18 protein-coding genes and 1 pseudogene are annotated in these 13,788 nt (G+C 61.2%); 10 read left to right on the top strand and 9 right to left on the bottom strand.

The window, feature by feature from the left end; translation table 11 throughout:
- The coding region (locus IY145_RS26415) for a helix-turn-helix domain-containing protein (RefSeq protein ID WP_196406408.1) at positions 1 to 194 on the top strand (194 nt) is incomplete at its 5' end.
- Between the two features lie 40 nt (positions 195 to 234).
- Here the strand turns inward: IY145_RS26415 and IY145_RS00215 are convergent.
- The 6 genes and pseudogenes from IY145_RS00215 to IY145_RS00205 form a co-directional block, all read right to left on the bottom strand.
- Entirely contained in the window at positions 235 to 1,242 is a 1,008-nt protein-coding gene (locus IY145_RS00215; RefSeq protein WP_312030522.1) for a pyridoxamine 5'-phosphate oxidase family protein, read from the bottom strand.
- A gap of 144 nt (positions 1,243 to 1,386) precedes the next feature.
- On the bottom strand, positions 1,387 to 1,692 hold the full coding sequence (locus IY145_RS25410; protein ID WP_246721612.1) for an MFS transporter: 306 nt from the start codon (positions 1,690 to 1,692) through the stop codon (positions 1,387 to 1,389).
- A complete protein-coding gene (locus IY145_RS25405) occupies positions 1,679 to 2,224 on the bottom strand; it encodes an MFS transporter (protein ID WP_246721611.1) in 546 nt (181 codons plus the stop codon). The genes IY145_RS25410 and IY145_RS25405 overlap by 14 nt, the downstream gene beginning before the upstream one ends.
- Before the next feature lie 150 nt (positions 2,225 to 2,374).
- A complete protein-coding gene (locus IY145_RS25400; protein WP_246721610.1) occupies positions 2,375 to 2,722 on the bottom strand; it encodes an MFS transporter in 348 nt (115 codons plus the stop codon).
- A 52-nt stretch (positions 2,723 to 2,774) separates the two neighbouring features.
- Positions 2,775 to 2,927: pseudogene (locus IY145_RS26085) on the bottom strand (MFS transporter); the annotation flags it as partial.
- Positions 2,928 to 3,146: 219 nt separating this feature from the next.
- A complete protein-coding gene (locus IY145_RS00205) occupies positions 3,147 to 3,506 on the bottom strand; it encodes a helix-turn-helix transcriptional regulator (RefSeq protein WP_210332560.1) in 360 nt (119 codons plus the stop codon).
- A gap of 281 nt (positions 3,507 to 3,787) precedes the next feature.
- Here IY145_RS00205 and repC (IY145_RS00200) point away from each other — a divergent pair, with 281 nt between their 5' ends.
- The 5 genes from repC (IY145_RS00200) (at position 3,788) to IY145_RS00180 (ending at position 7,540) form a co-directional block, all read left to right on the top strand.
- The gene (gene repC, locus IY145_RS00200) at positions 3,788 to 4,684 is read left to right on the top strand and encodes a plasmid replication protein RepC (protein ID WP_196406407.1); all 897 of its coding nucleotides are present in this window, start codon (positions 3,788 to 3,790) and stop codon (positions 4,682 to 4,684) included.
- Positions 4,675 to 5,319: a replication initiation protein RepC gene (repC, locus tag IY145_RS00195; RefSeq protein ID WP_196406406.1), complete on the top strand. Its 645-nt coding sequence runs from the start codon at positions 4,675 to 4,677 to the stop codon at positions 5,317 to 5,319. The genes repC (IY145_RS00200) and repC (IY145_RS00195) overlap by 10 nt, the downstream gene beginning before the upstream one ends.
- A gap of 255 nt (positions 5,320 to 5,574) precedes the next feature.
- Positions 5,575 to 6,335 (top strand): IS5 family transposase gene (locus tag IY145_RS00190; protein ID WP_196406395.1). Its coding sequence is split into 2 segments (ribosomal slippage): positions 5,575 to 5,908 and positions 5,908 to 6,335, totalling 762 coding nucleotides; the frame shifts between segments, so codons are not numbered across the junction.
- 223 nt (positions 6,336 to 6,558) lie between these two features.
- Complete coding sequence (locus IY145_RS00185; protein WP_196406394.1) at positions 6,559 to 7,233, top strand: AAA family ATPase; 675 nt, start codon at positions 6,559 to 6,561, stop codon at positions 7,231 to 7,233.
- On the top strand, positions 7,199 to 7,540 hold the full coding sequence (locus tag IY145_RS00180; RefSeq protein ID WP_196406393.1) for a ribbon-helix-helix domain-containing protein: 342 nt from the start codon (positions 7,199 to 7,201) through the stop codon (positions 7,538 to 7,540). The genes IY145_RS00185 and IY145_RS00180 overlap by 35 nt, the downstream gene beginning before the upstream one ends.
- 266 nt (positions 7,541 to 7,806) lie before the next feature.
- Here the strand turns inward: IY145_RS00180 and IY145_RS00175 are convergent, their stop codons facing one another.
- From IY145_RS00175 to IY145_RS00165, 3 genes are all read right to left on the bottom strand, one after another.
- Positions 7,807 to 8,127, bottom strand: a complete 321-nt coding sequence (locus IY145_RS00175; protein ID WP_196406392.1) for a transcriptional regulator — start codon at positions 8,125 to 8,127, stop codon at positions 7,807 to 7,809.
- An 11-nt stretch (positions 8,128 to 8,138) separates the two neighbouring features.
- On the bottom strand, positions 8,139 to 8,486 hold the full coding sequence (locus IY145_RS00170; protein ID WP_246721608.1) for a type II toxin-antitoxin system RelE/ParE family toxin: 348 nt from the start codon (positions 8,484 to 8,486) through the stop codon (positions 8,139 to 8,141).
- 161 nt (positions 8,487 to 8,647) lie between these two features.
- Positions 8,648 to 8,857 (bottom strand): helix-turn-helix domain-containing protein, encoded by a 210-nt coding sequence (locus tag IY145_RS00165; protein ID WP_246721607.1) that lies wholly within the window; start codon positions 8,855 to 8,857, stop codon positions 8,648 to 8,650.
- A gap of 25 nt (positions 8,858 to 8,882) precedes the next feature.
- On the opposite strand from IY145_RS00165, the gene IY145_RS00160 reads away from it, so the two are divergent.
- The 4 genes from IY145_RS00160 to IY145_RS00145 all read left to right on the top strand — a co-directional run bounded on the left by IY145_RS00160 (position 8,883) and on the right by IY145_RS00145 (position 13,602).
- On the top strand, positions 8,883 to 9,287 hold the full coding sequence (locus tag IY145_RS00160) for a hypothetical protein (RefSeq protein ID WP_196406414.1): 405 nt from the start codon (positions 8,883 to 8,885) through the stop codon (positions 9,285 to 9,287).
- Between the two features lie 365 nt (positions 9,288 to 9,652).
- A complete protein-coding gene (locus tag IY145_RS00155; protein ID WP_196406405.1) occupies positions 9,653 to 10,726 on the top strand; it encodes an acyltransferase in 1,074 nt (357 codons plus the stop codon).
- A gap of 21 nt (positions 10,727 to 10,747) precedes the next feature.
- On the top strand, positions 10,748 to 11,950 hold the full coding sequence (locus IY145_RS00150) for an IS256 family transposase (protein ID WP_196406404.1): 1,203 nt from the start codon (positions 10,748 to 10,750) through the stop codon (positions 11,948 to 11,950).
- A 287-nt stretch (positions 11,951 to 12,237) separates the two neighbouring features.
- Complete coding sequence (locus tag IY145_RS00145) at positions 12,238 to 13,602, top strand: TIGR03808 family TAT-translocated repetitive protein (protein ID WP_196406390.1); 1,365 nt, start codon at positions 12,238 to 12,240, stop codon at positions 13,600 to 13,602.
- The last annotated feature ends 186 nt before the right edge of the window (positions 13,603 to 13,788 follow it).

The following is a 13,788-nucleotide window of genomic DNA, read 5'->3' as shown; positions in this document are numbered from 1 at the left end:
CGCGAGTTGATCCGCGCGCGCACCGGCGAGGGCCGCAGCCGCGCGAAGGCGCGAGGCGTTCACATGGGCCGCCCCCTGCCCTTACCCGCCATCAGCGCGAGGAAGCGCTTGCGGCGCTCGCGGAAGGCAGCGCGACGCAAGCCGATCTCGCGCGGCGGTTCAATGTCTCGCGCAGCACGATTTCGAGGCTTTAGCCGTTCGCGGTCTTGAAGGCTATTGAGACGAAGCGGGCTCTCAGCTCTCCCCGCGCTTCAGGCGCGCGAGATACTCCTCGCGCGTCATGGACCTTGATCCGGCCTCTTCGCGCCGAACCCGATCCCGGCCGGGGAGGGCGTCACGGATGACGTCCAGATTCTTCCAGGGCGCCATCTCGTCCCCGCGTGGCTCGCCCGGCACGAAGGGGGATGTTTCCGCGCGCTGATAGCGATGCACATAGCGCGAGCAGTTCACGAAGGCCTCATAGACCTTCACTACCAGCAGAAGCTCCGCGCCGGGAAAGGCTGCAAGCTCCGCCTCGTCGCGCACGAGGCGCGCGGCGCCGTGGATGCGCAGCCGGTGCGGCTGCTCGAAATCGATGAACAGCAGTCCGACCTTCGCATTGGCGGCGACATTGCCCGCGGAGAGATACATGCCGTTGCCGTTATAGCTCGGCAAGACGAGGGTCTGGTCGTCGAGCGCCCGCACGAAGCCCGGCGCCCCGCCCTTGTAGGAACAGGTGGGAAAGCCGCGATGGTCGACGGTGGTGAGGAACACCATGTCCCGCCCGGCGATGAAGGCCTTGTGCTCGTTCGTCAGCGTGCTCGTCACCATCATCTTGCGCAGGGCGTTGGCCAGCGGCCGGCTGTCGAAGGCGTCCTGCAGCAAGCGGTGCGACTCGCCATAGAGCTCGGCGATCGCCCCGAGCGACGGGCGAAAGGCGGGCTCGTCCGGCGGCGGAACGAGCGACCAGACGAGCCGGTCGAGGCAGATCGTCCACAATATGCGGTGCGTCGCAGCCGCTTCCTCCCCCTGGAGCTCGCCGTGGGTGAGCGTCAGCTCGCAAGCGTCGGCGCCCAGTGGGCGCAGATCGACGTCGACCCGCGTCGGCGGCCCGCATAGGCCGGCTGCGGCGCCCTCATATTCCCAGCTCAAGGCGATCCGCCGTTCCGCCGCGACTTCGATGTAACGGCCGCAGAGGCAATAGCGCGTTCCATCCGGATCGAGGCCCTCCAGCCGGTAGGCGCCGCCCGGACTCGGGTCGATGACCGCGTCCCGCAGCGCTCCGGCTCCCCGGAATCAGCCAGCGGACCAGCCATTTCGGGTCCGTCCAGGCGGTGAATATCTGTCCTGCCGGCGCATTGATGCGGCGGACCAGGACGAGCGAGACCGGACGACCCGCGGGGCCGGTCATGTCACGCGCTCCAGGGCGCGGCCGCGCGTCTCGGGCAGGAACAGGCCGCTGACCACGAGCGCGACCAGCAGGACGCCGACTGCGTACCATAGGCCCGCATAGAGATTGCCCGTGGCGGTGAAGGCGGCGAATGAGATCGCCGGGAGGAAGCCGCCGAACCAGCCGCCGATGTTGTAGGACATCGCGAAGGCCGTGGCGCGGATGCGGGTCGGGAACATCTCCACCATCCAGGCCGAGAGCGGGGCGGACGCCATCGCGACGAAGATGCTGAGGACGGCATGAGCGTGATCAGCATCGAACATTGGTCGTCTCCGGCGCGGCGCGGGCAGGATATCCCGCATCGGCCAATGCGGCGGCGAGGGCGCCGTCGAAGGCCTTGGCCTGCTCCGTGAAGATCGCCCGGTCGAGCCCGCCGCCCTCGAAGGCGGGAATTACCGCGGCGCCGATCTCCACTTGGGCGGCGCGGCCCGTGACGCGGCGCGATTGCCGGTAGGGCACGCCGAGCTTGGCGACGGCGCGCCGGGCGATGTCGCAAGAGCCGTGGAACTCGGTGAGGCCGAACGGATCGAACTGGCGGCTGCATGTCGCCGGGTCGGCCGCCACCGTTACCGGATGCGTGGTCATCGCCGCCGCGAGACGCGGGTGCGCATAGAGGGTGACGCCGAGGAACACCGGATAGGCGGCGAGCGCCGTGCCTATGAAGCCGGCGAGCACGACCGGCTTGCGGCCGATCCGGTCCGACAGCCAGCCGGCCAGGATCATCGCGGCGATGAAGACCACGCTGTAGCCGAGGATAGTGTAGTGCAGCAGGAAGGGATCGATCTTCAGGTTCAACGCCAGGAGGTAGATCGGATAGGAGCCGGTCGCGATCGCGACCGACTGGCCAGCGGCGGCGCCGAACAGGACCGAGCAGCGCCACCCGCAGATGCTCCCAGCGGCCGAAGGCCTCGCGCAGCGGCGTCCGCGAGCCGCCGCCCGACCGCTTCATGGCCAGGAAGACCGGAGATTCTTGCAGGCGCAGCCGGATATAGACCGAGACAGCATGAGCACGGCCGAGAGCAGGAATGGAATGCGCCAGCCCCAGGCCTCGAATGCAGTCTTGCCGAGCGCCGACTCGCAGGCGAGCACGACCAGGATCGCCAGAGCCAGGCCGCTCGCCGCGGTGACAGCGATCGCGCTGGTGGCGAAGCCGCGCCGGTGGGCGGGGGCATATTCGGCGATATAAGTGGCTGCGCCGCCGAACTCGCCGCCATAGGCGAGGCCCTGCAGGATGCGCAGCGCCATGAGCAGCAGCGGCGAGGCGATTCCTATGGTCGCGTAGTTCGGCAGCAAGCCCGATGAGCACGGTCGACAGGCCCATGATCAGGATGGTGAGCAGAAAGGTGAATTTGCGTCCGGCCCGGTCGCCGAGGGGGCCGAACACCAGCCCGCCGAATGGGCGGGCGACATAGGTCACGGCGGCGGAGAGCAAGGTGAAGATATAGGCATAGGCGGGATCGAGCCCGGAGAAGAACTCGGCGGCGACGATCGCGGCCATCGGCCCGTAGAGCACGAGGTCATAAGCTTCGAAGACGGCTCCAAGAGAGGAGGCCACCACCACCCGGCGCAGGCTGCTGGGATCGGCCGCCTGGTCGGCGGCGGGCGCGGGCACGGACGTTGTAGCCCGTTCGCTCGAGAGGGCATTCTGAGTCAAGCGCTTCCTCCATCTTGTTTCTACCGGTTGGCGCCGGACTCTAACGGCCCGTGTCCTCCGCCTTCATCTGAGCGACGACGGCATCCAAGGCGTCGAGCGCTCGCTCCAGAAGCGTTCATGCGCATCGAGCCAGTTCCGGGCCGCGGCGAGGCCACGGCTGTCGAGGCTGCACATCTGATGACGGCCCTGCTTGCGTCGGATGACGAGACCCGCCTGCTCCAGCACTTTCATGTGGTTGGAGACAGCGACGAAGGAGATCGGAAACGAGGGAACGATTTCTCCAATGCTGCGCTCTTGTGCGGTCAGCATACGCAGGATCGCCCTTCGATGCGGGTCGGCCAGCGCGTGAAAGACCGAGTCGAGCGTCGCCTCAGAACATTTAATCATTTCATTAAATATCGACGCCCGCGCGTCGGTTGTCAAGATGGAGTGCAGACATCGATGGGCGCCACCTCGACGTCATTAAACGTTTGAAACTCTGCGCTCCACAGGGGAAAAATTGGGTGCTTGTTCACACAGCCGATCGCCTGTTGCTCACGTCTGGCAGGTTCCGATGCACGTCCTCCAATGCTCGGCCCTTTTAAAAAACGCTGCTGTCTCAGAAATTCCGAAGCTTTCCTCAAGACTCTCGACGAATCAGCGAAATCTCGGCAGGCTGGCTCGATGCGCGACGTGATTCACGCCGCGCGTTGTCGTGCAACCTTTTGGGGGAGCAGAAGCCCAAAAACAAAAACCCGCCTCGAAGGGCGGGCTTTTATCCGGCCGATTTAGGGAAAACCCGCCGGGAAAGTCGTGCGTCTGGACAACCACGACTCTCCGAAAATCAGGCCCCAAGTCAAGCGGAAACCTCGTTTCCGCTAACGGGGTTGTTTGCGCCGGTTTCTAGCCTCTTTCGCGGCGGTTTGAGCCATCAAACCGAAGGAGAAACCATGCCTTTTTCACACAAATCGATTGCCGCGCCGACCGGTTCCCGACGACTCACGCTGACCATGCTCGCTGCGCGCGAGCGCGCCGATGAATTCGTAGGGGCCGCGGCCGGCAGCGCGCGCCCTTTCTCCTACCTCGCCGCGTTTCAGGAGGCGGAGCCCTATCTCGGCCTGCCGCCGCAGGCCTACAAGCTCATCGCGTGGCTCGTGAAGCAGACCATGCCGCATGACTGGGAAGAAGGCTCTCGCCCCATTTGCTGGCCCTCGGCCGCGCGCCAGGCGGAGTTCCTCGGGCTTTCTCCCGCGCGTGTGAAGGTGCTGAACCGCGCGCTTTTCGAGGCGGGCGTCGTAATCGTTCGCGATAGCGAAACCGGCAAGCGCTACGGCCGGCGCGGCGCCGACGGCCGCATCATCGAGGCCTACGGATTCGACCTGTCCCCCCTCGCTTACCGCCATGATGAATTCATCCGGCTGGCGGCCGAGGCCAAAGCCGAGCGCGAGCGCATGCGGGCGCTCAAGAAACGCGCAACGCGCGCCCGTCGCGGCATCCGCCAGCTCGGCGAGACGCTCGCGGCTGTGGCTCCCTGCCCCGCGAATGGACGCGCCTTGAGGCCGAGACGGCCGAACTCGTCGCCGCGATACGGCAGTCCTGCCGGTCGGAGGATTTGGCGCTGATCGTGTGCAGCCTGGAAAGCAGTGAAAGCGAGGCCGCCGCGTTGCTCAAGCAGGCCTCTTCGGCCTCCGCCGAACTTGTGAGTAAAAGCCCCGTGGGGCTCGTTTCCAAGCCCCACGATATATCTACAAACAAACCTATCGATCCGGAGGATACAGTAATTGCAGCCGAGAAGAGTAGTCGGGTCGATGCTTCGGGTCGAAGCGGCCAACATTCGGAGTTTGGATCTCAGGAGTTCCGCGAGACCATCAAATTCCAGCCCTACGAGCGGATCGAGAAACTTCATCCAGGCGAGCTGATTGACCTCGCGCCGCGTCTGGCGTCGCATATCGCATCACGGTTCCCCGATTGGCGCGACGTCGTCGACGCCGCGGGTGGAGCGCTACGCCATGAACTCGGTGTTTCGCAATCGCTCTGGGTGGAGGCTTGCGAGGCGCTCGGCCGGCCGGTTGCCGCTATCGCGCTCGCCCTCGTTTCGACGAAACCCAGCGAGCATTTTACGCGCGGCGCAGGCGGCTACTTCGCCACGATGGTGAAACGCGCCCGTACGGGCGAATTGCATCTCGATCGCAGTCTCTGGGCTTTGCGGCGCGCGCGCTGGGGCATTACGCCGCGCGCAGCGGCAGGAGGGGGTTGATGCAAGGCGCTCGCGCCGCGGCAACCTCACGCGGGAACGCCGAGAAACCGGCTTCTCTTGCGAACATGTTCACGAGTGAAATTGTGAAACACATGCCCCCTATGCCATTCAGCGTATCATGGTGCTCGCTTCGGCCAAGGGCGATTTGAAACTTTCCCGAAGACGGGAAAATTTCACCGGCTCCGCGGAGCCTAGGCTCAGGACCTATTAATTTGGAGTGAGGCGTGATTCAAGGTCTCCGAAATGGAGGCTTTGATGGGTGATTTGTTTTTGCTGAGCGAAGCGGAGATGGCGCGAATTTCCCCTCACTTTCCCTTGGCGCACGGCGTGCCGCGGGTGGACGACCGCCGCGTGGTCAGCGGGATCGTCTACGTCATCAAGAATGGCCTGCAATGGAAGGACGCCCCGAAGGAGTATGGGCCGCCCAAGACGCTCTACAATCGCTTCATCCGTTGGAGCCGGCTCGGCGTCTTCGATCGTATCTTCGCCGCGCTCGCGGGAGAAGGGCCGAAGCCGGAGCGGATCATGATCGACTCCACTCATCTGAAAGCGCATCGGACGGCGGCGAGCCTCCTAAAAAAGGGGCTCTTTCCCGCTGTATCGGCCGCACGAAAGGCGGGCTGAACTCCAAGCTCCACGTCGTTTGCGACGGCGCCGGCAAGCCGCTTGTCATGATGCTGACCGAAGGGCAGATGAGCGATCACAAAGGCGCGAGGCCGATGCTCGACGCGCTGCCGCCGTCCTCGGCCCTGATCGCAGATCGCGGCTACGACAGCGACTGGTTTCGGCGAGCGCTCGCGGAACGCGGGACCGAGCCCTGCATTCCGCCGACAAAGAGCCGTAAGAAGCCTCTCGATTACGACAAGGCGCTCTACCGGCAACGTCATAAGATCGAGAACCTCTTCGCCAAGCTCAAAGACTGGCGGCGCATCGCCACCCGTTACGATCGATGCGCGCACGCCTTCTTCTCCGCCATATGCATCGCCGCCGCTGTCGCCTTCTATCTCAATCAATGAGTCCTGAGCCTAGGCCTCCCTTGTCCTAATGTCGTGCTCCACGATGTTCGGAGGGCGTCCGGTTTCCCATCCTAGCAGCCGTGTTCACAAATTCAGGTGTGAACAGGTAAGTGTTGTCAAAATATCACATGTGAACATGTTCGCTCTTGAAAGCGTGAATTGTGATTGACGCGAATCGGCGCTTGGCTCACAAGTTCAATGCTTCACAGCATCAGGGTTTCACATGTTCACAATTTCAGTTGTCGGACAGAAGGGCGGGACGGGCAAGACCACGACCGTTCTCGGGCTCGCCGTCGCCGCGGCCAACGCGGGGCACGATGTCGCCGTTATCGACCTCGACCCGCAGGCGACCGCCGCAAACTGGAAAGACCGACGCCAAAGCGAGAATCCGCCCGTCGTGTCGGCGCAGGCCAGCCGGTTGCAGCCGACCCTCGACGCTGCTCGTAACGCTGGCGTCCAGTTCGCCTTCATCGACACGGCCGGCCGGAGCGACGACAGCGCCCTCAAAGCGGCGCGCGCGGCCGACCTGGTTCTCATCCCGAGCCGCCCGAACATCGTCGAGGTGGAAACCTTCCCGCAGGTGAACGACCTGCTACGCCTCGCCGGCAGCCCGCCGGCTTTCGTGCTGCTCAACGGCATTCACCCGACGGCGGGCAAGAACAGCATCGCCGAAGTGCATGAAGGTATCCGCGACCTCTACGGGCTGACGGTCTGCCCCGTGCATCTTTGCCAGCGCAGCGCCTATGCCGAGGCCATGACGACCGGCCGCGTGCCGCAAGAGCTTGATCCTGACGGGAAAGCGGGCGACGAGCTGAAAAGGCTTTTCGAGTTCGTTTGTGAATTTGTGAACATGCGAGGGGAAAATGTCGAAGTTCGGGGCGATACAGCAACAGCTTGAGAAGGCGAGCCGGACAAAGCCCGCCGCCGTTGCACCCGTCGCAAAGCCGCAGCCCGTTCCGCCGCCGGCGATCGAGCCCGCGCCGGAACCGCAGGCCGCGGCGCCCGCTCCGGCGCCTGCGGCTGCGCGCTACAAGGCGCCAAGCCGAGAGGGGAAGACCCATATCGGCGCTTATCTGACTCCTGATTTCAAGCGCAGCATGCGCCTGGTGCAGGCGGAAACCGGCGAGGACACGACTCAGCTCATCGCCCGCGCGCTCAACGAGCTTTTCCGCGCCCACAAGGTTCCTGTGGTGGATCAAGATTGAGATATTGAACATGTGAAGTTGGTGAGCATGTGGCCGGCAATGGATTGGAGCGCGATCTTCAACACGGCTTCGGCCGTCGCTGCCCTGGACGACGACGCGCTGTGGCTCCTGTCCGCGCGCGTGCGCGCGCTGCCGACAGCGTTCCCGCGCACCCCCACGGAGCCTGAAATTTGCCCGCGGGTGCGTCGGAGACAGTTTAGCAGCCGAATCCAGAAGCGCGCCCACGCCCAAGATTAGGGCGGGGCCGGGGCCTTCTCGAAGGCCGCCTAATGGGGCTTTGGCGCGACATGGAATTGCACGCCGGCCTGTTTTTGCAGATAGCCCAGCACGCCGAACAGGTTCCGCGCCTGCGGATTACCGCTCGGGCTGAACATGCGCATGAGGCTCTTCCGCGGCGTATCCGTCGCCGTCGCCAGTTTTTCAAAGCCGACCGTCGCGTTGATGTAGTCGCGCAGGATCGATTTGCCCGTCTCGACGTCGCCGCCGAGCATGGTGTCGATACCTTCACGGAGAAGATTCTCCGCGAACGCCGGATCATCCGCGACGCGGCGTTGCACCAGTTCCTTGAAGCTCTTCGTGAGCGCCATTGCCGCCTCCGTCAGTTAATGCGCGGCGCCTTCCGCCGCTTGTAATCCGCCCAGCTCGCCTTCGCCGCCTCTATGTCCTTTTGCTGGCGCTTCTTGGTGCCGCCCGTTAGCAGGATCACCACCACGTCGCCGTCGCGACCGAAATAAACGCGGTAGCCCGCTCCCCAATCGATCTTGTATTCAAGCACGCCTTCGCCAACGCCCTTGGCGTTCGAGAGGTTGCCCTGTTCGAGCCGCGCCAGCGCGACGGCGACTTTCGCCGCCGCCGCCGAATCCAGACTGGAGAACCAATCCTCAAAAGGGCTCTTTCCGTCGACGCGGAGGTAATAGCGCAGTTCAAGCATAGATAATGGTAACATATATGTTACCACAATTCAAGGACGAAGGGCGCTGGCGCCCTATGAAAAAAAGGCCAGCAAGGTCACCCTTGCCGCTCCATCTTCTTGAACGGTCATCGCCCCTCCGTAACGTAAAACGAACAGAGGGAAGGAACCTCGATCCTCCAAACGGAGCCTTGCCGCTATCCCGTCATGTCGTCGAAAGCGTGCTGCAGAAATTGAGCAAACACGGCGCTCGGGTCGAGATCCATCGCTTTTATAAATTCAGCAAACTCGACCACGTCGAGGCGACGTTCGCCGCGCTCGTATTTCGAGACAAAAGATTGCGTCCGGCCGATGCGCTCGGCGAGTCCTTCCTGGGTGAGACCGGCGCGCTCGCGCGCGGCGATCATCAACGCCAGAAAATCCTTGTAGGGCTTGCTGTTCGCGCCGCTGGCGAAAGGCTTCACGCAGCAGATCGAGGACGCGCATCGCGCTGCAATCATTCTCGACAAGCAGGCGATGAAGTTTTCCGATCGCGCATTCGCCATCATCCTGGCCGGCGCGGTCGGCGCCCTGGCGCTGATCGTGCTCGGCCTATGGGCGTCTTTGTCCTGGCAACGGGCGGAGCTGGCGAATCTGGCGCTGGAAAAGGCCGATCGGCAGGGTGAGATCGACGGCATGAAGGCGACTGCGCAAAAAATGCGGGATCAGGGATTGAAGATCGAATTCGGGAACTGTGGGGAGAACAAAGGCCGCGTACGGATTTGCGTCGCCATCGAGCCCGGGCTGAAACCATGGGGAACCGAGCAGGCGCCGTTCGCGATCCTGAAGGGTTATTGAAACGAGATGTGAAGGCATTGATATTAAATAGTTTCCAGCTTCCGGGGGACGGCGGAACGTGCAACTGCTCGCCAAAGGCTGGTTTCCCAAGGTTCTATATTCATCACTCGCTTGACCAGCTGACGTAATGTATGTAAATCAAATACATGCAGTGGTTACCAATGAATCGCTTCCTTTTCCAGCATCACGTTCGCAGCAAAATGCTCGAAAGCGCCCTCGGCGAACCCGTTGGCCTGATCTTATACGGAGAACCGCAGCTCAGTCTGATTGTACATATCCTCCGCTTCTGGTCGTCAAGAGATTGCAAATTCTTCAGGCTCCGTCTCCAAGAAGGAGCTTTCACATTGCTCGCAAGGCGCCCGCCCATGCAGTCCACGAATTCGGCCAGGTATGTTGTGCTGGACAGCTATCGTTTCTTAGCCGCGAGTGGCATCGTCATATTTCATTATAATATTGACTTTCAGTTGGGGCTAGCGACCTGGTTTCCTCTTGTCACAAATCTCAGTTGCATGGTCGATTTCTTTTTCATGCTCAGCGGTTTCGTCATCGTGCATGGCTATCGGAGCCGTTTTGGATCGGCTCGGGAATACGGGGAGTTTCTACTGGCCCGGTGGGCGCGCGTCTATCCGTTACACGTCCTGATTTTGGCTTGCTATCTGGTGCTCATCGCCATCGCGCATCTCCTGCACGTTCAGCCCAATCACCCGGAGATATTGGCGCTTTCCGGCCTGCCGGTGAATCTGCTCCTCGTGCAAGCCTGGGGGTTCCTCGACCATCCGAGTTTCAATGTGCCCTCGTGGTCGATAAGTGCGGAGTGGTTTGTCTACCTGCTGGCGCCCGCCGTCTTCGCTATCGTTCGCCGTGTCAGTCTCGCGTTCAGCATGCTTTGCACACTGCTGATGGTGGCCGCCATGATTGCGGTCCACAATGCACTCGGCGCACAGGATTGGATGGATTTGACGTATCAGTTTGGAATGTTGCGCGCCCTCCCCAGCTTCTTTGCCGGTGCCGCGATCGCCGAGGCGATATGCAATGGTCAGTTACGCGGCAAACCATCTTGGTGGACTGTTCACGCGCTGGCTGCGAGTGCGCTGGTCGTGCTATCTCTCGACGTTCGGCGTGAATTGGTTCTGCCGGTCTTCTGTTCGCTCATCGCTTTTGCTGCTCTTGCCGATGCAAGAGGCGTCCCCTCTGTGATGAAGAGCCAAGTTCTCCTCGTTCTCGGGGAGAGTTCTTACGCCCTCTACATGTCGCACGTTCTTGTGAGCGTGCCGTTTTTGGTGGCGGCGCGGCGTCTGCATCTGATCGAGACCCCGTGGACATTCGCCTTCGCCTTCGCGAGCTTCTGGATTACGATCGTGCTGTCCTTGCTCTCCTACCGTTATTTCGAGCGACCCATGCGGAGGGGACTGTCAGGAATCTTGTGTGTGGGGCCATAGTAGAACCGCAGGAGGCGGGCTATGGCGATCAAGAAGGGCACATTGGACCAATTGCTGTCGGGACGCGATCCGAAGGAGGTTTTTTCCAAGGATGGCTTGTTCGATGAGCTGAAGAAGGCGCTGGCGGAACGGGTTCTGAACGCGGAGATGGACGACCATCTCGAGAGCGAAGCGGCGGCGGGCAAGGCGAACCACCGCAACGGCTATTCGAAGAAGACCGTGCTGACCGAGACGTCGAAGATCGACATCAGGGTCCCGCGGGACCGGGAGGGGAGCTTCGATCCCAAGCTGATCGCGCGCTATCAGCGCCGCTTTCCCGGCTTCGACGAGAAAATCGTGTCGATGTATGCGCGCGGCATGACGGTGCGCGAGATCCAGGGCCATTTGCTCGAGCTCTACGGCCTGGAAGTCTCGCCCGATCTGATCTCGACAGTCACCGACGCCGTGCTGGAGACCGTCGCCGAATGGCAGAACCGGCCGCTCGAGGCGATGTATCCCTTGGTTTTCTTCGACGCGCTGCGCGTCAAAATCCGCGACGAAGGCCTGGTCCGCAACAAGGCCGTCTATGTGGCGCTCGGCGTCACGCCGGACGGAACGAAGGACATTCTGGGGCTTTGGATCGAGACCTCGGAGGGCGCCAAATTCTGGCTTCGGGTGATGAACGAGCTGAAGAACCGCGGCGTCGGCGACATACTGATCGCCGTGGTCGACGGCCTGAAGGGCTTTCCGGAGGCGATCAATGCGGTGTTTCCGCAGACGACCGTGCAGACCTGCATCGTGCATCTCATTCGAAACTCGATGGAATTCGCCTCATACAAGGACCGCAAGGCGATCGCCGCCGCGCTGAAGACGATCTATCGCGCCCCGACCGCCGAGGCGGCCAAAGAGGCGTTGGAGGCCTTCGACGGCGGCCATTGGGGCAAGAAATATCCGTCGATCGCGCAGGGCTGGCGGCGCAATTGGGAGCAGGTCATCCCGTTTTTCGCCTTTCCGATCGCGGTACGGCGGATCATCTACACGACGAACGCCATAGAATCCTTGAACGCGAAGCTGCGGCGCGCCGTGCGGACGAGAGGGCATTTTCCGACTGACGATGCGGCGATGAAGCTCCTCTATCTCGTCTTGCGCCAAGTCGCCGGGGAGTGGAAAATGGCGCCGCGCGAATGGTGCGAGGCGAAAAATCAATTCGCCATCATGTTCGACGATCGCTTCGTCGCGGCGTGATGGAAACCCGGCCCCGCACACAAGATTCCTGACAGTCCCCATGCGGAGTTGGATTACGCGAGCCGCCAAAGCGCAGTCGGAGAGTCCTCGCGAAGACAGCGTATCGACGACATCGTCTTCGCATACGACCCGCTACTGAGGGGACTGGAAATATCGATGATTCCCCATTAAGCTTCGTCGTGACTATGCACCCCTGCTGTCGCAATCGCGCGTTTAAGTGCAGTTAAATGGATTATAGCTGCGCGATTTATAAGTAATTTCATCTGCCTACCTTGGAGATTTGGACTGTGGCTCTCTACACGAAAGTTTCCGACACCGCCGTCGTCCTTCAGAATGCGTCATCGTCTCCAGGCACCGGATGGTCCACTGTCGCCAATGTTCAATCCGCTTTTGACCAAGCTCGGAGCGGAGGCCTTCCATTGTTCATCAAGCCAGGCGTCTATACGACAACCGAAATTCTCGTGAACTCGAGCACTGGTGGGGGACAAACACTGTCCGTCTATGCAATTCCGGGCACGGTCGTGTTGCAGCTCACGTCCGGCAACAATATTTTGACTATTAACGGTATATATTGCTGCAAGATTGACGGCATCAATTTCAACGGAAGTAACGTCAATTTCACGAATTTAAGCGATTCATCGGCGCTTCTTTCTGTCACCAATGCGCCGTATTGTGAAATAATCAATAACCAGTTCTATAATTCGGTGGCGTGTGGTGTGTATGTTTCTGGATCTGCTTGCACGATACGAGATAATCTCGTCTATCAATGCAGCTACGGCATTTGGGCAGTAGACGCCACTTCGCGTATCAATGGAAATACAGTCCAGAATTGTGCCAATAACGGCATATTGATTTGGACATCGACCGTCACTGGCAATGGCAGCATTGTATCCGAGAATAATATCAATGGCATTCAAAGCGGAAGTGGCACGGGTCAAAATGGGAATGGCATTCTCGTCTTCCGGGCGGTCGCTGTCACAATAACGGCAAACACCATCAGCGGGTGCCAATATTCTGCGATCCGATGCAATGGCGGCGGAGATTTCGTTATTCAAGGCAATAACTGCTATGGCTCTCGGGAGATGGCGATATTCATCGAAGCGCCAACCGCGGGAATCGACCTGAACGGCGCTGTCGTCTCGGGGAACATTATCGACACGGCGGGCAATGGAATTGCGGTCGCCAATTCTGGAACCGGCGGTCAAGGCGCCGCAAAGAGCGTCGCCATCACGGGCAACCGTGTGACTAACATCATCCATCAGACGATCAATGATCCAGGATATGTTCCGACTGTCAGCATCGCCTTCGGCATTTATGCGGAAGGCGCCGCCGTCATTTCGGGCAACCTCGTTGACGGAGCCGCAGGAATCGGGATCAACCCAGGCCATAATGCATCGACCCACGATCTTAATGTCAATGGCAATTTGGTTCTGAATAGTCCGATCGGCATCGGCTATAGCGCTCAAAGCGGGGCCGGGCAGATCGTCATTTCAAGCAACCAAATTCAGGGCGCCACGGGTGGCGCAATCGTTTCCGTCGTCTACGACGACAGCACTGGCACTGTCGCACGTGTGTCTGGAAGTACCGATTATGGCAACCAGTATGACGCCCAAATCGGCAATGTCTTCATGGGGAACAATAGATCATACTAGCCCCGAAAATTCAGTTGGGTTGGCGGAAGTGGCACATGGGTTTGAATCGGCGGAGAGTTCTGGCGGCCTACTCGCGTCGTCTTCGAGATCTCTTTCCGACCCGTCACAGCTTCCAGACGCTTCGCGTCCAAGGTCGGCGGCGGCGGCAACCTTGGACGCGAAGCGAAGATCATGCGTATCACGGCG

It is taken from the genome of Methylosinus sp. H3A (genome assembly GCF_015709455.1).
Classification (GTDB): Bacteria; Pseudomonadota; Alphaproteobacteria; order Rhizobiales; family Beijerinckiaceae; genus Methylosinus.
Note: the sequence above shows the minus strand (reverse complement) of the source record. Positions and strands in the feature narration are given on the sequence as shown.